16 protein-coding genes are annotated in these 18,713 nt (G+C 53.3%); 5 read left to right on the top strand and 11 right to left on the bottom strand.

The window, feature by feature from the left end:
• Positions 1-14: 14 nt before the first annotated feature.
• The 9 genes from recC to rppH all read right to left on the bottom strand — a co-directional run bounded on the left by recC (position 15) and on the right by rppH (position 9,946).
• Positions 15-3,383, bottom strand: coding sequence for an exodeoxyribonuclease V subunit gamma (gene recC, locus O6D90_RS04510; protein WP_016157373.1), 3,369 nt, complete (start codon positions 3,381-3,383; stop codon positions 15-17).
• Positions 3,384-3,395: 12 nt separating this feature from the next.
• Complete coding sequence (locus O6D90_RS04505) at positions 3,396-3,719, bottom strand: prepilin-type N-terminal cleavage/methylation domain-containing protein (RefSeq protein ID WP_016157374.1); 324 nt, start codon at positions 3,717-3,719, stop codon at positions 3,396-3,398.
• Complete coding sequence (locus O6D90_RS04500; protein WP_016157375.1) at positions 3,704-4,111, bottom strand: DUF2509 family protein; 408 nt, start codon at positions 4,109-4,111, stop codon at positions 3,704-3,706. The genes O6D90_RS04505 and O6D90_RS04500 overlap by 16 nt, the downstream gene beginning before the upstream one ends.
• Positions 4,108-4,671 carry a prepilin peptidase-dependent protein gene (locus O6D90_RS04495; protein ID WP_016157376.1) on the bottom strand — a complete coding sequence of 188 codons (564 nt, stop codon included), beginning with the start codon at positions 4,669-4,671 and terminating at the stop codon, positions 4,108-4,110. Before O6D90_RS04495 ends, O6D90_RS04500 begins: the two co-directional genes overlap by 4 nt.
• Positions 4,662-5,132 carry a prepilin peptidase-dependent protein gene (locus O6D90_RS04490; RefSeq protein WP_016157377.1) on the bottom strand — a complete coding sequence of 157 codons (471 nt, stop codon included), beginning with the start codon at positions 5,130-5,132 and terminating at the stop codon, positions 4,662-4,664. Before O6D90_RS04490 ends, O6D90_RS04495 begins: the two co-directional genes overlap by 10 nt.
• Positions 5,133-5,315: 183 nt before the next feature.
• Positions 5,316-6,110, bottom strand: coding sequence for a thymidylate synthase (thyA, locus tag O6D90_RS04485; protein WP_003033990.1), 795 nt, complete (start codon positions 6,108-6,110; stop codon positions 5,316-5,318).
• A 6-nt stretch (positions 6,111-6,116) separates the two neighbouring features.
• Entirely contained in the window at positions 6,117-6,992 is an 876-nt protein-coding gene (lgt, locus tag O6D90_RS04480; protein ID WP_016157378.1) for a prolipoprotein diacylglyceryl transferase, read from the bottom strand.
• Between the two features lie 164 nt (positions 6,993-7,156).
• Entirely contained in the window at positions 7,157-9,403 is a 2,247-nt protein-coding gene (ptsP, locus tag O6D90_RS04475) for a phosphoenolpyruvate--protein phosphotransferase (protein ID WP_016157379.1), read from the bottom strand.
• A 12-nt stretch (positions 9,404-9,415) separates the two neighbouring features.
• Positions 9,416-9,946, bottom strand: coding sequence for an RNA pyrophosphohydrolase (rppH, locus tag O6D90_RS04470; RefSeq protein WP_003825602.1), 531 nt, complete (start codon positions 9,944-9,946; stop codon positions 9,416-9,418).
• A 684-nt stretch (positions 9,947-10,630) separates the two neighbouring features.
• Between rppH and mutH the strand changes: the two genes are divergently transcribed.
• The 4 genes from mutH to O6D90_RS04450 all read left to right on the top strand — a co-directional run bounded on the left by mutH (position 10,631) and on the right by O6D90_RS04450 (position 13,625).
• On the top strand, positions 10,631-11,326 hold the full coding sequence (mutH, locus tag O6D90_RS04465; protein ID WP_016157380.1) for a DNA mismatch repair endonuclease MutH: 696 nt from the start codon (positions 10,631-10,633) through the stop codon (positions 11,324-11,326).
• Positions 11,327-11,401: 75 nt separating this feature from the next.
• Positions 11,402-12,115 carry a TerC family protein gene (locus tag O6D90_RS04460; RefSeq protein WP_016154277.1) on the top strand — a complete coding sequence of 238 codons (714 nt, stop codon included), beginning with the start codon at positions 11,402-11,404 and terminating at the stop codon, positions 12,113-12,115.
• A gap of 144 nt (positions 12,116-12,259) precedes the next feature.
• On the top strand, positions 12,260-12,478 hold the full coding sequence (gene ygdR / locus O6D90_RS04455; RefSeq protein ID WP_016157381.1) for a lipoprotein YgdR: 219 nt from the start codon (positions 12,260-12,262) through the stop codon (positions 12,476-12,478).
• Between the two features lie 106 nt (positions 12,479-12,584).
• Positions 12,585-13,625 carry an NADP(H)-dependent aldo-keto reductase gene (locus O6D90_RS04450; protein ID WP_016154278.1) on the top strand — a complete coding sequence of 347 codons (1,041 nt, stop codon included), beginning with the start codon at positions 12,585-12,587 and terminating at the stop codon, positions 13,623-13,625.
• Positions 13,626-13,725: 100 nt separating this feature from the next.
• Here the strand turns inward: O6D90_RS04450 and lplT are convergent, their stop codons facing one another.
• Both lplT and aas read right to left on the bottom strand, forming a co-directional pair.
• On the bottom strand, positions 13,726-14,931 hold the full coding sequence (gene lplT, locus O6D90_RS04445) for a lysophospholipid transporter LplT (protein ID WP_016154279.1): 1,206 nt from the start codon (positions 14,929-14,931) through the stop codon (positions 13,726-13,728).
• The gene (gene aas / locus O6D90_RS04440; protein WP_016154280.1) at positions 14,924-17,083 is read right to left on the bottom strand and encodes a bifunctional acyl-ACP--phospholipid O-acyltransferase/long-chain-fatty-acid--ACP ligase; all 2,160 of its coding nucleotides are present in this window, start codon (positions 17,081-17,083) and stop codon (positions 14,924-14,926) included. The genes lplT and aas overlap by 8 nt, the downstream gene beginning before the upstream one ends.
• Before the next feature lie 599 nt (positions 17,084-17,682).
• Here aas and galR point away from each other — a divergent pair.
• Positions 17,683-18,711: an HTH-type transcriptional regulator GalR gene (galR, locus tag O6D90_RS04435; protein ID WP_016157382.1), complete on the top strand. Its 1,029-nt coding sequence runs from the start codon at positions 17,683-17,685 to the stop codon at positions 18,709-18,711.
• Positions 18,712-18,713 lie beyond the last annotated feature (2 nt).

Genomic DNA, 18,713 nt, shown 5'->3' with positions numbered 1-18,713 from the left:
TTTTTATACAATCATCATGACTGATTAAAGCGAAAAATTGGTAACAGGTAGCGCTGAGACTGTAAAACAATGGTCTCCAGCGTAGCCGCATCCAGCTGACGCCAAAGACGCTGATACCAGATATCATCACCTTCACCCCGTACCATCATGTTGCCTTCATAGGCCTGCAGAAACTTACTGCGCGCTTTTTGCAACGTTGCATCGTCATCTAACATGGCATCATTTACGGCGTCATAACAGGTTTTTATCCAGGCGCCGCCGCTTTCGGGCAATACCAGCAATGGTGACGACATGCCTTCCCGATACCCGTCAATGAGCTGCGACAGGTACAGCAGTGCCTGCTCTGCATCCAGTGGCGGAAAACGCCATTCCCCGTCTTTACGCAGGAACAACCGGCTCTCTCCCGTACCGCCACTGGCACAATAGACAAGATGTTCCAGCCAAAGTTGCACACCCTGCGCAATGCTTATCAAAGATGGGCGCCAGCGCAACAAACCGTCCTCTTGCACCTGTGGTAGCCAACCGGTGATTTGCACGCCGTTACAGTTAAGATCGATTTCCATACTCTGGCAGGGCTGACGACAGGCGATAATGCGTTCAGCCAGCGACTGCATCTCCTGACGCTGCGTATCCCACAGAATTTCGCCAAATGGCCCATAGGGAAGCGTGCCCGCCGCACGAAAACGGCGAAACAGTTGTTCAGCATCCTTCTCTTCAACCAGCGTGTTAAGCAATTGCTGATTAAGCTGATAGCGGGTTAATCCTTCAAGAGTGAACGGTTCCGTTTCCGGGATCTCACTTTCTTCAGAGCGGAAGTTGACCCTCAGACGCATCTGGAAAAAAGCCCTTACCGGATGAGCCCAAAATCGCTGCAGCGTTTCCAGCGTCAGCGTTTCAGGCATCTCAAAAGGAAGCGTCTGGACAAAATTCGTGTGCGCTTTTCCTGACAGGCTCGCCGCAGGCAGCCATTCCCGGGCATAGCTTTGCTGTTCGCCCGGCAGATAGTTTTGTGCATCAAAGGGCATACGGGTATGCAAACGGGTAATGTGTGCTTTTACCCGGGCCTCGCTTTGATCGCAGGTCAACGATTCATCGCCCGGCAGGTAGTGGCTTTGCCCGATGTAGTCCATCAGTTCCTGCACCAGTACCGACGGGAAGCGCTCGCTGTTGTCCTGAATGGAGCGGCCAATGTAGCTGATGTAGAGCGTTTGCTGTGCTGAAATCAATGCTTCAAGAAACAGGTAGCGGTCATCATCGCGACGGCTGCGATCGCCCCTCATCGGTTTTTGACTCATCAAATCAAAGCCCAACGGTGCAAGCTGACGCGGATAAACGCCATCGTTCATACCCAGCAGGCACACCACCTTGAAAGGAATAGAGCGCATCGGCATCAGCGTACAAATGTTAACTGGCCCCGCCAGGAAGCGCTGGCTAATGCGCTCCTGGTCAAGACGCTGGGCCAGCTCATCACGCAATAGAGAGAGCGGTATGGCATCACCATACTCAGCCCCCAGACCTTCAGTGATAATGGCCTGCCACTGCTGTTCAATCAGCGTCATCGCCGCTTCGGTATCTGCATCCGGCAGGAAGAAATCATTAAGCATGTCCCGACAAACGGGCAGCCACTCTTCCAGCGGGCGCTCCTGCGCTAACCCTCTACGCCAGAGATTGAGCTGCATCAGCAACGAGGCCAGATGCCCTACCAACTCGGCAATCAAACCGTTGGACTCATCGTATGGCAATACCGATTGCCACTCGCCCTGCGCGCTTTCCATCGCGTAGCCGAGCAGCATGCGCGTTAAACCAAATTGCCAGGTATGCTGACCTGTAGGCGGAAGTTCCAGTTCACGCACGTTATCGTCGTCAATTCCCCAGCGAATCCCAGATTCATTGACCCATAACCGAAGATAGCGCAGCCCTTCTTCATCGATATTGAAACGCGCCGCCAGCACGGGCACATCCAGTAATGCCAGCACATCTTCTGAGACAAAACGGCTATCCGGCAGCGACAGCAGGCTAATAAAGGCCTGTAAGACAGGATGAGACTGGCGCGCCCGACGGTCGGAAATCGCATAAGGTAAGTAACGCTCAGCTGGCGCACTGCCAAAGACCGACTGAATAAATGGGCTGTAGCTGTCGATATCCGCCACCATCACAATAATATCGCGCGGCGTCAGCGTGGGATCCGCTTCCAGCATTGCCAGCAGGCGGTCATGAAGAATTTCTACCTCGCGCTGTGGACTATGACAAACATGGAAAGTCACGCTGGTGTCGTTTAGTTCAAGCCGTCGTTTATTGTCGCTACGCGAATACTCTTCAAGCGTAACGCCCGCCACGGCATGACTTTCAAGTTCCAGAATATCCGATTGAATATTATGCAAAAGATTGTCAGGTGTTATATCGACAAACGCATCCAGCTCCTGACTATTTTCCAGTTCTGAAAGCAGATAAATGTAATCGCGCCCCAGTTTGCCCCACGAGGCCAGCATCGGGTTGCCCACATCCTGTTCACCATCGCTGTTAAACACCCCTTCGGCTTTCTGACTATCGCGAAACAGCGGCAGATGGCGTTCTTCAAAGCTGTGCCGACGCTGACGCGCCATCAGCTTCGCCAGCCAGGCGGGATCTTTTATATCTCCCCAGTAGTAGCGACAAGGGTTGGTAAACAGCAGATGAATATCAATGTGCTTGCCCAGCGCCTGCAATGCCTGCAAATAAACCGGCGGCAGCGCTGAAATGCCGCAAATAAAGACGCGAGAAGGCAGTCCCTGCGGGCACTCGGACGCACTTTCCAGAGTCTGAATAAATCGTTGGTATAAATTGGCGCGATGCCAGCGCGGCTGGCCCAATTCCTCGGTGTGTTCCACCAGCGCTTTCCACAACGGCGCCTGCCAGGCCTGAGATTCGCCGAGTCCCTCAACCAGTCGCCCGGCTTCCCACTGGGTCAACCACTCAGGTCGATAGACTAAATACTGGTCGAAGAGGTCAGCCGCGCGCGAGGAAAGCTGAAACAGCTTACGTTTATCGGTGTCGTCCGTCAGATAGTGGCGCAGCAATGCGAAGTCATCGCCATCCAGCAATTGCGGCAACAGCGTCATCAACTTCCAGCTCATGCTCTGTTTGCTGAACGCGCTCTCTTTCGGGATATCCGGCAGCACGCGCACAAACATATCCCAGATAAAACTCGCGGGCAGCGGAAAATCGATGTTGGCGGCAATACTAAACTTCTGTGCAAGGGTCATTTGTAGCCACTGCGCCATACCGGTACTTTGAACCAGGATCATCTCAGGTTCAAAGGGGTCGTCCAGCCGCTCGCGCTCAACGATAAATTCCATTAACGCTTCCAGCACATCCAGACGATTGGAGTGGTAGACCCTTAACATAGCGACTCCTGACTACTGACGATTCGGGCAATGCAGACGCGTCATCTGACCCTGCCTGCCCAAGGGTGAAGAAATTTTAACGTTGATGCTGACACATCCCGCGCTCATTGTCTGCATTCGGTTAACCTGCCAGTTCAAAGGCGATGAAAACTGATACAGCTGGGTTTGCAGCCAGGCGTGACGCCAGAGTTGCTGATACTGGTTTCTGATGATAAAGCTGTTCATCAGCGCCCGCTGGTATCCTGACAGCGCGGTCACAATCATGATCATCAGCACCATTGCCAGCATCACTTCCGGCAGGCTAAAGCCACGCTGTCTGTTCAGGGAATCTGACATAGTGCCTGCTCCTTTAGCGGACAAAAATCGCTCCAGCCGTGCGCCGAGTATTCGATATTGCCATCAATAATCGCCCCCTGCCGCCATAACGATACCCCTTCATAATGGACTATAAGCAGCACGAAATTATTAGTAAGCAGTCGCAGACAAACCGCGGCATCCTGCGTGGTATAACGCCGACACTGTGCGGCGAGTTGTAAGCGCCAGGGCTGCATACGCCCCCATTCCATCGCGGATTGCACCACCGCCTGGCGCTGCAGAGCCTGACTTTGCGTGACCACTCGCGAAGCAAAACGGGACTCCTGCCTGCTAACGCCTTGCAGCAGAAGGCTACCGAGCACTAATAGCAACAAGACCATCGCTAAAGATGAAACGCCCCGCTCACGGTTCACAGGTTGAATCCTGTCACGCTGTAGACTGCTTCAATAACCTTTTGTGGTTCGACATTGTTCACTCCGCGCAAACGCAGCGTAAGGAGCGGGGAATATCCGCTGATATTCAGACGTTCGACCTGAAATGCCTCAATCTGTATCGTGGCTGGATCGGTCATTTTCTCCCACCCTTTTCCATTGCAGTCCGTTGCTCCCCGCAGGGTCTCCAGTACCTTGTCCTGTAAACGAAATCCAATCGTATCGGCCTCTTTCGCGGGACTGCTCTCCCAAATGCCGTTGCTATTGGCATCCCAGCGCGCAATGACACAGTCACCCTTAGCCGATATCACCAGCCCTTCTCCGACACAGTTTCCGCGGCAATACCCTGCCCGCTGAAGATGCTTCGCCACGGTGTATACCCGCTGCCATATTTCATCTTCCAGCGCTAACTGGCGCGTGTTGCGCAGGATCTCTCGCTGCAGCGCGGGTAAAAATCGCGCTGAGCTAAGCAATAAAACGCTGCTAATCGCCATAGCAATCAGCACCTCCAGGAGTGAAAAGCCCCGTTCATTTACTGACATAACCTGGCCTCATCTTTCTCGCAAAGCCTGATTCGCCCCCAGCCAGACACCACCACGCGCCATTCCCCTGTCGTATTTTTCAGGCGAATATGTCCAGCCCATGCCGTATTGCGCAGACCAAAAAAGGCCAGTGAAGGCGTTATCTCTGCCATTTCGACATCGTCCCAGGGCGGTGTAAAAACCAAGGGCGAAACGGGTAGACACGTGGTTTGCACAGCAGCAGAGCTGACAAAACACCAGGATGTGCCATCCCGAATCACGCTGATGACGTGATCGCGGTTACGCCAGTTAGCATCTTCACGCAGTTGCAGCAGGTAATCTCGCACCTGAATGGCGGTTTGCCATAGCCGCTGTTGCTGCTGCCAGCGCTGCCAACCATACAGCCCCGAGGCGCCAAGCGCCGCGACGATCAGCATCGCAATCAGGGTTTCGAGAAGCGTGTAGCCGTGTTGTTTTTTCATGTCGCCAGTATGGCGTGAGGAAAATGAATAACGAGCGGGAAATTCGGTTTCTACGGCGAGCTACGAGGAATATTTGTCGCGTTGCAGGTCGTTGCAATATTTCAGGAACCCACGCCGAAGAACGCGATTTGAGACAAAAAAAACCGACGCACACGGGCGTCGGTTGTGACAGCATGAGGCCGGTTAGATAGCCACTGGCGCTTTAATACCAGGATGCGGATCGTAGCCTTCAATTTCGAAATCTTCGAAGCGATAGTCAAAGATAGATTCAGGCTTACGTTTGATGACCAGCTTCGGCAGCGCGCGCGGTTCGCGGCTAAGCTGCAGATGCGTTTGATCCATATGATTGCTGTACAGGTGCGTGTCGCCACCGGTCCAGACAAAATCACCCACTTCCAGATCGCACTGCTGCGCCATCATGTGTACCAGCAAGGCGTAGCTGGCAATGTTAAACGGCAAACCGAGGAACACATCGCACGAACGCTGATACAGCTGGCAGGAGAGCTTGCCATCCGCCACGTAAAACTGGAAGAACGCGTGGCACGGCGCCAGCGCCATTTTATCCAGCTCACCGACGTTCCATGCAGAAACGATAATTCGGCGAGAGTCCGGGTCATTTTTGAGCTGGTTTAACACCGTGGTGATCTGGTCAATATGGCGACCATCTGGCGTAGGCCACGCACGCCACTGTTTGCCATAAACCGGCCCCAGATTACCGTTTTCATCCGCCCATTCGTCCCAGATTGAGACGTTGTTTTCATGCAGGTAGGCAACGTTGGTGTCGCCCTGCAAAAACCACAGCAGTTCATGAATGATCGAGCGTAAATGGCAGCGTTTAGTCGTAACCAGCGGGAACCCTTCCTGCAGATTAAAACGCATCTGATGACCAAAAATGGAAAGCGTTCCGGTTCCGGTACGGTCGTTTTTCTGTGTGCCTTCATCCAGCACTTTTTGCATCAGTTCTAAATACTGTTTCATGGTTCCTCAGGAAACGTGTTGCTGTGGGCTGCGGCGGTACGCCCAAACCATCATAATAATGCCTGCGACAATCATCGGGATTGATAGGATCTGTCCCATGCTAATGTACTGTACCCAGGTGCCGGTAAACTGTGCATCCGGCTGGCGGAAGAATTCAACGATAATACGAAACGCGCCATAACCAATCAGGAACAGACCGGATACCGAGCCCATCGGGCGCGGTTTACGAATGTAAAGATTAAGAATGATAAACAGCACAACGCCTTCCAGAGCCATCTCATAAAGCTGTGAGGCGTGGCGCGGCAGCGAGCCGTAGGTATCAAAAATTGACTGCCATTGCGGGTTAGTTTGCAGCAGTAAAATATCTTCGGTACGGGAGCCCGGGAACAGCATGGTGTACTTGAAGTTCGGATCAACGCGTCCCCACAGCTCACCGTTGATAAAGTTGCCCAGACGCCCTGCGCCCAGACCAAACGGAATCAGCGGGGCAATGAAATCAGAAACCTGGAAGAACGAACGCTTGGTGCGTTTGGCGAAGATAATCATCACCAGGATCACACCAATCAGCCCACCGTGGAAGGACATCCCGCCGTCCCAAACGCGGAACAGATACAGCGGGTTATCGAGGAATAACGGGAAGTTATAGAACAGTACGTAACCAATACGCCCTCCAAGGAAAACCCCGAGGAAGCCCGCATACAGTAGATTTTCTACTTCATTTTTGGTCCAGCCACTGCCCGGACGATTAGCACGGCGCGTCGCCAGCCACATCGCAAAAATAAACCCCACCAAATACATTAAGCCGTACCAGTGAAGCGCGACGGGTCCGATTGAGAAAATGACCGGATCGAAATCCGGAAAATGCAGATAGCTACTGGTCATCTGTCACCACAAGTTCTTGTTATTTCGCTGAAGTCAGACAGCAATTGATAAGCGCGCCTGCATAATGCAGGCGCTCCAAAGGTGCGAATGATAGCACATGGGGATCGCAGCGGATGCCGATTACAGTTAAAAGATATGTATACCTACTGTTACCAGCCCCCGATTCACAATCCCCCGCGAATCAGTCCCCCCATGCCACGGCGTTCCATAAAAGCCGCCACCTGATGGCGTACTTCTGTCGCCATCTGCGCTTCCAGGCTGCGTTGCGCCAGCGTTTGCGCCTCATCAAAATCGATATGGCGCAGCAGATATTTAACGCGAGCCACGGAACGACCGTTCATCGACAAATGGCGAAAACCCAGGCCGATCAGAATGGCCACGCACATCGGGTCGCCCGCCATTTCACCGCACAATCGCAAATCGATACCGCTTCTTTCGGCTTCCTGCGCAATCATCGCCAGCACACGTAACATACCCGGATGCAGGCTGTCATAAATGCTGGCCACCCGCGTATTGTTACGATCGACAGCCAGAATGTACTGGGTGAGATCGTTGGTTCCGACCGAGATAAAGTCTATCCGGTTTATCAGGTGCGGCAGCATAAACACCATCGACGGAACTTCCAGCATGATGCCAATGCGCGGTTTTGGGATCGCGTAGCCGATCATCTCTTCCACTTCGCGTCCGGCGCGTTCAATCAAACGTCGCGCTTCGTCCACTTCATCAATGCTGGTGACCATCGGCAGCAAAATGCTCAGGTTGCCGGTTGCCGCGTTGGCACGCAGCATGGCCCGAACCTGGATCAAAAAGATCTCCGGCTGATCGAGCGTTATGCGAATGCCACGCCAGCCAAGGCACGGGTTCTCTTCACTGATCGGCATGTAGGGCAGTTGTTTATCGGCGCCGACATCCAGCGTACGTAGGGTCACCGGCTTGTCGTTAAACATTTGCAGCATGCCCTGATACTGCGCAACCTGTTCTTCTTCCGAAGGAAAACCGCTTTGCAGCATGAACGGGATTTCGGTGCGATACAGGCCAATGCCGTCGATCCGGCTCCCCAGCTTCTCTTCATGCTCCGGGCTGAGGCCCGCATTGAGCATCACCTTCACACGCTCGCCGCTTTTCAACTGTGCTGGCTGGTTGACGTCATCTTCCGCCAGGCGGCTCAGCTCAATTTCTTCACTGATAAGACGCTGGTATTCCTGGATCAATACCGGTTCTGGATCGACCAGCAGTTCACCGCGATAACCGTCCACTACCAGCGTACGGCGGTGTAACACCGATGGCTGGATATCGGCCCCCATGACGGTAGGGATACCCAGCGCACGAACCATAATAGCCGCATGAGAGTTGGCCGCGCCGTCCCGGACAACCACACCGACTAAGCGGTCCTGAGGAAGTTCCGCCAGCGTGGTGGCGGAAAGCTCATCCGCCACCAGCACAAAGCGCTCCGGCCAGGTATTCGGCCCCTGGATCGAGTCGTCAAGATGGAACAGTAGACGCTGGCCCAGCGCGCGTAAATCTCCGGCCCGCTCTTTGAGGTAGTTATCACTCAGCGCGGCAAACTGTTCGGCAAACTTTTCAATGATCGTTTTAACGGCCCACTCGGCCACCGAACCATTATCCACTTCCGCAAACAGCTCACGGCGCAGACGAGTATCGGAAAGCAAGTGTGAATAGAGATCAAAAATCGCCGCCGTTTCTTTTTGCGCCCCAGCGGTAAAGCGTTTGCTGTAGCGGCGGAATTCATTCGCCGCCTCTTCCAGCGCACCGGTGAGTCGCTCGCGCTCAAGCACCGGATCCAGCGTTGAAGCCTGATAGACCTGCTCCATCAGCGGCAGCGTCGCATCCTGCCAGCCTTCGGCTATTGCCACACCAGGGGCGGCGGGCAATGCGCGGATGCGCGTTTGCCGGTATTGGCCGAACAGCGCGTTAAGCTGCGACTGCGAAAGAATCGCCGCCATTTGCGTAGCGAGCGTGACGAGGAAAGACTCTTCACTTTCATCGTACTGGCGCAATTCGCGCTGCTGGACCACCAGCACACCTAACAGCTGACGGCGCTGAATAATCGGTACGCCTAAGAACGCACGAAAGCGCTCTTCTTTTACCGAAGGGATGTATTTAAAGCTGGGATGTTTTTGCGCATCGGCGAGGTTGATAGGTTCCGCCAGCCTGCCAACCAGGCCAACGATACCTTCATCAAACGCGAGTGCGACAGTACGACCACGCGGTTTCTTCAGTCCCCGGGTCGCCATGAGGTAATAACAACGTCGATCGTGATCGGCCAAGTAAACCGAACAGACCTCTGTATCCATCGCAAGACAGATGTCGGTAACCAGAATATTCAGCGCTTCATTCAGACGCGGAGCACTGGCCACCTTTTCGACTATTTCGCGCAGGCGGGTGAGCATAATTTGCGTAGCTTAACCTCTTTTACGTCTGTACGCAGGTGCGCTTTGCGGCTTAGGAGTGCTCTCCTGAAGCGCCATGACAACACTTGCGAATTCTTTCATCACCCTGCGATAGACATCGCGTTTAAATGACACCACCTGTCGAACCGGATACCAGTAACTCACCCAGCGCCAGCCGTCGAACTCAGGTGTACTGCTGGTTTGCATATTGATTTCAGCATCGCTGCTAACCAATTGCAGAAGAAACCATTTTTGTTTCTGGCCGATACAAACCGGCTTCGTGTCCCAACGCACCAAACGTTTCGGTAACTTGTAACGCAACCAGTTACGAGTAGAAGCAAGGATCCGTACATCTTTACGACTGAGACCCACTTCTTCAAAGAGTTCCCGGTACATCGCCTGCTCTGCTGTCTCTCCTGCATTTATCCCACCTTGCGGGAATTGCCAGGAGTGCTGACCAAATCGCCGGGCCCACATGACCTGCCCCTGGCGGTTACAAATTACTATCCCTACATTCGGGCGGTAGCCATCGTCATCAATCACCGGACTACCTCAATATAAACCTTATATACAAACGATTGTTTCACACTCCAGAGAGGCGGTAAACCACTCTGTTAAGGGCGCGATACTCTAATAACAATTGAATAACTCACAGCTAAGGGCGGAGTTATAAACAGAAGAAGGGCAAGCAAGGCGATTTTATTCACCTTTTCTGTGGATATAGTTGTGAAGAAGTACGGAATTACTATGGGAAAACCCAGAACAGTCCGAATAAGACATTCGTCACATATCAAAAATAGTCTTCTATATTCATAAAGTTAAAACCGTTCAGCGCAAATAAACCCATAGAAACGTGACGTATATCACGCACACGATCTTCAGGCTGATGAAAGATCGACCAGCGTTGGTTTTATCCACAGATTATGCCAATAAGTTAGGCACAATTTGTGTGAAAATTCGATTTTCGTCGCACGTCAAGGCTGTAAATTGAAACAGTAGTGGGGGTTTTTCACAGTTATCCCATCTTTCTGTGGATAACATGGTGTAAGATCCTGTTCATTGTCAGTGACCAGAATTGGAAAACCCGCTTCGCTGTTGCGCAACTCTGCGTATGTGAATCTAAAAACCAATATAAATCATAGAATTGAATAAAGCATGTGGAAAAAGATAAACTCTGTCCACACGGTATAAAATCTTTGCTCATTTTTTCACCTAAGGGTTAACCCGATGTCAGAACTCCATCCGCTGCTTTCTCCCCCTGAATCTGAAGCCCAGTTGTTGAGCCAGGCACAGCTGCTTTCGGGCTACGCGCTGGGAGAGTTGGCGGCAATGGCGGGACTCGTCGCCCCCAAGGATCTCAAGCGCGATAAAGGCTGGATTGGCGTGCTACTGGAAATCTGGCTCGGCGCCAGTGCGGGCAGCAAACCGGAGCAGGATTTTGCGGCGCTGGGCGTGGAGCTGAAAACAATCCCAGTGGATAGCCTTGGCAGACCGCTGGAAACCACCTTTGTGTGCGTGGCACCGTTAACCGGCAATACCGGCGTTACCTGGGAAACCAGCCATGTGCGGCACAAACTTAAACGCGTTCTGTGGATCCCGGTAGAAGGCGAACGCAGCATCCCGCTGGCTGAGCGCCGCGTCGGCTCTCCCCTGCTGTGGAGCCCGAATGAAGAAGAAGACCGGCAATTGCGTCTGGACTGGGAAGAGTTGATGGACATGATAGTGTTAGGCCACGTCGAACGCATCACTGCCCGCCATGGGGAAGTGCTACAGCTGCGTCCTAAAGCCGCCAACGCCCGAGCGCTTACCGAGGCCATTGGCGCCCATGGCGAACCCATCCTGACCCTACCACGCGGTTTTTACTTGAAAAAGAACTTCACGCGCGCATTGCTTGAGCGACATTTCTTGTTCCAGGCGCAATAGGCACCGTCCGGTCTTTCACCCGCCGCGTTACGGGCCTATAATTACCGCTTCTTTTTTTTGGCAGGACTTTGTTCGATGTTATTTGCATGGATAACCGATCCTAACGCCTGGCTTGCGCTCGGTACGCTGACGCTGCTGGAGATCGTTCTTGGGATCGACAATATTATTTTCCTCTCTCTGGTTGTAGCCAAACTCCCGACAGCGCAACGCAATCATGCCCGACGTATTGGGCTTGCGGCGGCGATGATCATGCGTCTGGCACTGCTGGCCTCTATCGCCTGGGTAACGCGTCTGACAAACCCGCTATTCGAAGTGTTTGGCGAGGCAATATCAGCGCGCGACCTGATCCTTCTACTGGGGGGATTGTTCCTGATCTGGAAAGCCAGTAAGGAGATCCACGAATCCATTGAAGGTGAGGAAGAGGGGCTGAAAACCCGCGTTTCCTCTTTTCTGGGCGCGATTGTGCAGATCATGTTGTTAGACATTATCTTCAGCCTGGATTCCGTGATTACTGCGGTAGGCTTGTCCGATCATCTGTTTATCATGATGGCGGCAGTGGTGATTGCCGTGGGTGTGATGATGTTTGCTGCACGCCCGATTGGCGATTTTGTCGATCGCCATCCTTCGGTAAAAATGCTGGCGCTCTCGTTCCTGATTCTGGTCGGTTTCACGCTAATTCTGGAAAGTTTCGACGTCCACGTTCCGAAAGGATATATCTATTTCGCCATGTTCTTCTCTATTGCGGTAGAGACCCTGAACCTGTGGCGTAATAAAAAAAATCCGCTCTGATGAAATCCATCGCTCCCCGCACGGGGAGCGAATGCGCGCCACACCTACCTCTTCTCACAGTTTAAGATTTTACTGCTTTCGCCATGCACAACTTCGCGTTATTACTAAACTATTGTCAGATGCAGGCCATGTGAGGATAAGCAGATGAAAAAATGGGCAGTTTTGATTTCCACCGTAGGACTGGCTTTTGCCGTTTCCGGATGCAGCAGTGATTATGTAATGGCGACAAAAGATGGTCGAATGATCCTGACCGATGGAAAACCAGAAATTGACGATGATACCGGTCTGGTGAGCTATCACGACCAGCAAGGCAATGCGATGCAGATTAATCGCGATGATGTGTCTCAAATCATTGAACGCTGATGGTTGAGGTCAGCAGCGCGCTGGCCTTAACAATTTTACTTCCCTTTTTCTCTTCCCTCAGCCATTTTTATAATCCTTATGTCGTGATTATAAAAAGGAAACGGCTATGCAATATCACCGTATACCCCACAGCTCGCTTGAAGTCAGTACACTGGGGCTGGGCACAATGACGTTTGGTGAACAAAACAGCGAAGCCGACGCACATGCACAGCTCGATTATGCCGTAGAACAAGGCATAAATTTGATCGACGTTGCCGAGATGTATCCGGTACCGCCGCGTCCTGAAACCCAGGGTCTCACCGAAACCTACGTAGGTAACTGGCTCGCCAAACACGGCAGCCGTGAAAAGCTAATCGTTGCTTCTAAGGTCAGTGGACCTTCACGTAACAACGACAGCGGTATTCGACCGAATCAGGCGCTGGACCGTAAAAATATCCGTGAAGCGCTGCACGACAGCCTGAAAAGACTGCAAACCGATTACCTGGATCTGTATCAGGTTCACTGGCCGCAGCGCCCGACCAACTGCTTTGGTAAGTTAGGCTACAGCTGGACGGACTCTGCGCCGGTCGTTTCGCTGCTGGATACGCTGGACGCGCTGGCAGAGTTTCAGCGCGCGGGGAAAATTCGCTACATCGGCGTGTCCAATGAAACCGCGTTTGGCGTGATGCGCTACCTGCACCTGGCGGACAAACACGATCTGCCGCGCATCGCCACCATCCAGAACCCCTACAGCCTGCTGAATCGCAGCTTTGAGGTTGGACTAGCGGAAGTGAGCCAGTATGAAGGCGTTGAACTGCTGGCCTACTCTTGCCTTGGCTTCGGTACATTAACCGGTAAATACCTGAACGGCGCGAAGCCTGCCGGTGCACGCAATACGCTGTTTAGCCGTTTCACACGTTACAGCGGCGAGCAAACGCAAAAAGCCGTTGCGGCCTATGTGGATATCGCGAAACGCCATAATCTGGATCCTGCGCAAATGGCGTTGGCATTCGTGCGTCGTCAGCCGTTTGTCGCCAGCACCCTGCTGGGAGCCACGACGATGGAGCAGCTAAAAACCAACGTTGAAAGCCTGCATCTGGAGTTGAGCGAAGAAGTACTGGCAGAGATTGAAGCGGTGCATCAGGTGTATACCTATCCTGCACCGTGACGGTTAGTGCCTGATGGCGCTACGCTTATCAGACCTACAAATTGCTGCTCTCTGTAGGCCGGATAAGGCGACGCTGCCATCCGGCACATTCATTGTTCACTCATCTCGTACCAGGCTGGCGGCGCTGCCAAATCCACAGCGCCGCAATCGCCAGCGCAAACAGCGCGCCGAATCCAATACCAATCGCTACCGCCGGGATCCCCACCAGCACTGCCAGTGAGTAAATCCCAAGCATCAGCAGCATCGCGCTGTTTTCGCCCAGGTTTTGCACCGCGATCGCATTACCCGCACCGACGCTTTTCTTGCCCCGCTCCTGCAGCAACGCATTCAGCGGTACCACAAAGAAGCCACCTGACACGCCGATAAGCATCAGCAACGCGTAAGCCGGAAGCAGCGCATGCTGAAGTGAGAAAATCAGCACCACGACGCCAATCAGGATCCCCGCAGGCATACAGCGCGACACGGTTTCCAGCGTCACCAGCTTCGCTGCCGCCCCCGCGCCTACGACAATCCCAATCGCTACCATAGCATTGAGGTAGGTCGGCGTAGCGTTATCGGTGATGCCGAGCGCCACCGGAACCCACAGCACCAGCAGAAAACGCAGCGTGACGCCCGCGCCCCAAAAAAGGCTGGTTCCGACCAACGAAAAACGTGTTTCACCGTTGCGCCACAGCGAAGAAGCGGCGCAGAAGAAACTGCGCGTCATTTTCCCCAGATGCCAGGATTGGCCAGGACGAGCCGCGGCCAGTTTCGGGATGTACAGGTTAGCCACCACGGCGCCAGCATAGGCCAGCGCACAGGCAGAAAGCGCAGCAATCACATGCCAGTCGGCCAGAACGCCACCGGCGACAGAACCGAGCAAAATCGCGGCGATAGTGGAGGCTTCCATCAGGCCGTTGGCTTTCACCAGTTTGTCACCGGTGGTCAATTCACCGAGAATGCCATACTTGGCCGGTGAGTACGCGGCCGCGCCAATCCCCACCAGCGTATACCCGAGAAACGGATTAATGCCGAAGCAAATACTCGCCGCGCCCAGCAGTTTCAGGGCGTTCGCGAACATCATCACTCTGCCTTTGGCAAAGCTATCCGCCACCTGTCCAACAAATGGCGCAAACAGGATGTAAGCGCCCACAAACACCATTTGCAGGATTGGCTGGCTCCAGTCCGGATAAAATTGTTCCTTCAGCAGCGCCAGCGTGGCGAACAGCAGCGCGTTATCGCCAAACGCCGACAGAAACTGCGCGGCGATGACGGACATCATCCCTTTGGACCAGATTGAAGTGTTAGTGTGCGCTGACTCAATCATGTTGTTTTTCCGGCTCATCGACCCAACTTTTCAGCGTAACAAAATCCGGCTTACCGCTGCCGAGTAATGGGAGTTGCTTCAGGTGGCGAATATCACGCGGTACGGCAAGTTCAGGCACGCCATGCGCTCGCGCATACTGCTGTAGTTTTTCACGTGTGAGTTCGCTGTCGGTAGTGAACAGCACCAGCGCCTCACCTTTGCTGGCATCGCTCTTGATCGCCGTGGCGTGCATTTTGTCTGCAGATACCGCCAATGCCAGTTGCTCAACCATTTCCAGCGAGACCATCTCTCCGGCAATTTTAGCAAAACGCTTGGCGCGCCCCTGGATCTGTACAAAGCCGTTTTCATCAAAGCGGACGATGTCTCCGGTGTCATACCAGCCGCGCTCAATCTCACCCTGCGCATTTTCTGCCGTCGGCACTTCCAGCACGCCAGGTTTTTCGACGCGCAAATAGCCGCTCATAATATTCGGGCCTTTCAGTTGTAAACGCCCACCGTCCTCAATACCCGGAACAGCCAGCAGTCGGGCATCCATGCCAGGCAAGATGCGCCCTACCGTTCCTGATTTTGCCGCCATCGGCACATTGATCGACACAACCGGCGCACATTCCGTCACGCCATAGCCTTCAAGGACACGCAGGCCAAATTTCTCCTGCCATAGCTGCTTTGTGCTGTCTTGCAGTTTTTCTGCGCCTGCCACCACATAGCGCAGGCGGTGGAAATCGTACGGATGCGCGAAACGCGCATAGTTACCGAGGAACGTTGAAGTACCAAACAACACGGTGCAGTTCCGGTCGTATACCAGCTCCGGCACAATGCGGTAATGAAGCGGGCTGGGATAAAGAAACACTTCCGCACCGGTCAGTAGCGGCGTGAATAATCCCACCGTCAGGCCAAAGGAGTGGAACAGCGGCAGTGCCGACATAAAGCGGTCATCGGCGGTGAAATCGGCAATTGTTTTAATCTGCTCAACGTTCGCCAGAATACTCTTGTGGCTGTGGACCACGCCTTTCGGATGGCCTTCCGAACCAGACGTAAAGAGGATCACAGCAGCCTCTTCCGGCTGCTGTTTCACCTGCGCCAGATGCGGTGCCAGCAGATGTGAGAAAATCCACAGCTTATCGCTCAACGTCACATCGGCTTTTAAATCTTCCAGATAAACCCAGCGTACCTGGGTGAGCTGTTCCGGTAGATGCCAGAGTTTGCCTTTATCGAGAAACTGTCGGGAAGTGAAGATCGTTTTGATTTCAGACGCAGTAATGGCGCTGGTTAACCCTTTCACGCCCGCCGTGTAGTTCATCATGGCCGGAATGCGTCGACGCGCAATGGCTCCAAAAATGACCGCCGCGCTGATCCCCGCATTTGGCAGCATCAGGCCGATTTTTTCACCTTCGGCGCTGTATTTTTCCAGAATACGGGCCACAAAGAGCGTCTTAGTCAGCAGCTTGCGGTAGCTGTCCGGCGTAAAGTTAACATCTTCAATGCAGTTTTTGCCCGCGCCAAAACGGTATTTTGCCGCCAGCAGCGACTCGTATAGCGTTTCACGCGGGCGTACCGCCATGCGAGCTTCCATCATAATTTGATGTAGCATTTCACCGGCGATTTTGCGGCGATCGCGAGCTCGCGGGGCTTCCGGCATTGGCATTTGAGTCGGCGGTAGAATGTGCAGTTGGATACGCGGGAAGAATCGCTGTTTAACCAGACCTTTCAGGCGGCTGAAGTGGGAAAGCTCTGCCCCCTCAATGCGGACAGGAACGACCGTCGCTCCCGACTTGGCGGCGACAAACCCGGCACCGTCATATATTTTCATCAACGAACCGGTGGTCGAAATGCGTCCTTCGGGAAAAATCACCACCGGACGGCCCTGCTCGACCAGACGGACCAGATGCTTAATCGACATCGGTTTGGTTGGGTCTAACGGCACAAAGTCAATCAGCGGGGTTAGCCAGCGCATATACCATTGCTGGCTGATCGAGGTGTAAACGGCGAAGACGGGACGAATCGGTAAAAATAGCGCCAGTAGGATGCCGTCTATAAATGAGACATGGTTGGGAGTGATTAGAACGCGTTCTCCCTGTAGCGCGCTGACATTGCCCGTGACGCGAACGCGGAAAAGCACGCGAAACAGATTACGAAAAAAGCCAAATAGCATCTCAACTCCCTGTGCCATTAATTATAGAAACATTAATGGTGGGAGAGTATACGAGTTGGGGAATGGGCGCGACAGGTAAACAGGTAAATACAGTCCGAAAAAAAACCTGCGCATCCGCGCAGGTCGGTGCAAGAGACAGGTACGAAGTGCGTACCGAATAATCTCACCAATCAATACCTCTGGGATCTTGATTGTGGTCGTCAGCAGCCAGATACGCCAGTACGAAAACGCAAAGGAATGAACCCAAATGCAACGAGTTGTGTAAATTATCGGTTACTGTTACAGATAGGCTGAAGGCAAAAAAAAACCTGCGCATCTGCGCAGGCTGGTGTAATTCTAGTGATCAACCCTAAAGTTGATTTCACCTATCAATACCTCTGGGATCCCAACTTTAGCAATCCGCTCAGTTCTCCCACCAGCGAACAATCGCAACAGCACATCGCAAAGTGTAAGCAAAAATTAGCATTTTCTATTTTCTGTCTTATCTTCGCTCGCGCGCGCTCACATTTGCGAGGTCCTGACGGGCAATCTGCTTGAACAGCCAGCCATTTTCCGTAACACTGACGGAATGTAAGCGTTTACCCACAACAGGTACTATCATGGCGACCATAAAGGATGTAGCCCGACTAGCTGGTGTATCAGTCGCCACCGTTTCTCGAGTGATCAATGATTCCCCCAAAGCCAGCGAAGCATCGCGTCTGGCCGTAACGAGTGCAATGGAATCACTCAGCTACCACCCCAATGCGAATGCGCGTGCACTGGCGCAACAATCCACAGAAACCATCGGACTGGTCGTTGGTGATGTGTCCGATCCATTCTTCGGGGCAATGGTTAAAGCTGTCGAGCAGGTGGCCTATAACACCGGGAATTTTTTGCTGATTGGCAACGGCTACCATAATGAACAGAAGGAACGTCAGGCGATTGAACAGCTCATTCGCCACCGCTGCGCGGCCCTTGTTGTCCATGCCAAAATCATCCCGGATGCGGATTTGGCTTCATTAATGAAGCAAATCCCCGGCATGGTATTGATTAACCGAATTCTGCCGGGATTCGAACAACGCTGCGTTGCCCTCGATGACCGTTTCGGCGCATGGCTCGCTACCCGACACCTTATTCAACAGGGCCATACGCGCATTGGCTACCTGTGTTCCAATCACAGTATTTCTGATGCGGAAGATCGTCTGCAAGGCTATTACGACGCGCTGGCGGAGAGCAATATACCGGTAAGCGATCGACTGGTGACGTTCGGCGAACCGGATGAAAGCGGCGGTGAACAGGCCATGACCGAGTTACTTGGTCGTGGCAAAAACTTCACTGCGGTAGCCTGCTACAACGACTCAATGGCGGCTGGCGCCATGGGCGTATTGAATGATAACGGCATTGATGTGCCGGGAGAAATCTCGCTGATTGGCTTTGATGATGTGCTGATTTCCCGCTATGTGCGCCCACGTCTGACCACGGTACGCTATCCCATCGTGACGATGGCAACCCAGGCCGCTGAACTGGCGCTCGCGTTGGCGGAGAAGCGACCCGCACCTGAAATTACCCACGTCTTTAACCCAACTCTGGTGCGTCGCCATTCCGTTTCGGCGCTGACAGAGCCGGGGAACTCATCGTCAAACGATTAACC

This window comes from Citrobacter sp. 21OH12SH02A-Citro, assembly GCF_027919895.1.
Taxonomy (GTDB): domain Bacteria; phylum Pseudomonadota; class Gammaproteobacteria; order Enterobacterales; family Enterobacteriaceae; genus Citrobacter; species Citrobacter braakii.
This window is presented reverse-complemented; position numbering and strand designations above follow the sequence as displayed.

What these genes read in the sequence shown, in the direction of transcription:
- ygdR (WP_016157381.1), top strand. Translation starts at nt 12,260, where the DNA reads ATGAAAAAATGGGCAGTTTTGATTTCCACCGTAGGACTGGCTTTTGCC.
- O6D90_RS04460 (WP_016154277.1), top strand. Translation starts at nt 11,402, where the DNA reads ATGTTATTTGCATGGATAACCGATCCTAACGCCTGGCTTGCGCTCGGT.
- recC (WP_016157373.1), bottom strand. Translation starts at nt 3,383, where the DNA reads ATGTTAAGGGTCTACCACTCCAATCGTCTGGATGTGCTGGAAGCGTTA.
- aas (WP_016154280.1), bottom strand. Translation starts at nt 17,083, where the DNA reads ATGCTATTTGGCTTTTTTCGTAATCTGTTTCGCGTGCTTTTCCGCGTT.
- mutH (WP_016157380.1), top strand. Translation starts at nt 10,631, where the DNA reads ATGTCAGAACTCCATCCGCTGCTTTCTCCCCCTGAATCTGAAGCCCAG.
- O6D90_RS04450 (WP_016154278.1), top strand. Translation starts at nt 12,585, where the DNA reads ATGCAATATCACCGTATACCCCACAGCTCGCTTGAAGTCAGTACACTG.
- thyA (WP_003033990.1), bottom strand. Translation starts at nt 6,110, where the DNA reads ATGAAACAGTATTTAGAACTGATGCAAAAAGTGCTGGATGAAGGCACA.
- O6D90_RS04490 (WP_016157377.1), bottom strand. Translation starts at nt 5,132, where the DNA reads ATGAAAAAACAACACGGCTACACGCTTCTCGAAACCCTGATTGCGATG.
- lplT (WP_016154279.1), bottom strand. Translation starts at nt 14,931, where the DNA reads ATGATTGAGTCAGCGCACACTAACACTTCAATCTGGTCCAAAGGGATG.
- galR (WP_016157382.1), top strand. Translation starts at nt 17,683, where the DNA reads ATGGCGACCATAAAGGATGTAGCCCGACTAGCTGGTGTATCAGTCGCC.
- O6D90_RS04495 (WP_016157376.1), bottom strand. Translation starts at nt 4,671, where the DNA reads ATGTCAGTAAATGAACGGGGCTTTTCACTCCTGGAGGTGCTGATTGCT.
- O6D90_RS04505 (WP_016157374.1), bottom strand. Translation starts at nt 3,719, where the DNA reads ATGTCAGATTCCCTGAACAGACAGCGTGGCTTTAGCCTGCCGGAAGTG.
- lgt (WP_016157378.1), bottom strand. Translation starts at nt 6,992, where the DNA reads ATGACCAGTAGCTATCTGCATTTTCCGGATTTCGATCCGGTCATTTTC.
- ptsP (WP_016157379.1), bottom strand. Translation starts at nt 9,403, where the DNA reads ATGCTCACCCGCCTGCGCGAAATAGTCGAAAAGGTGGCCAGTGCTCCG.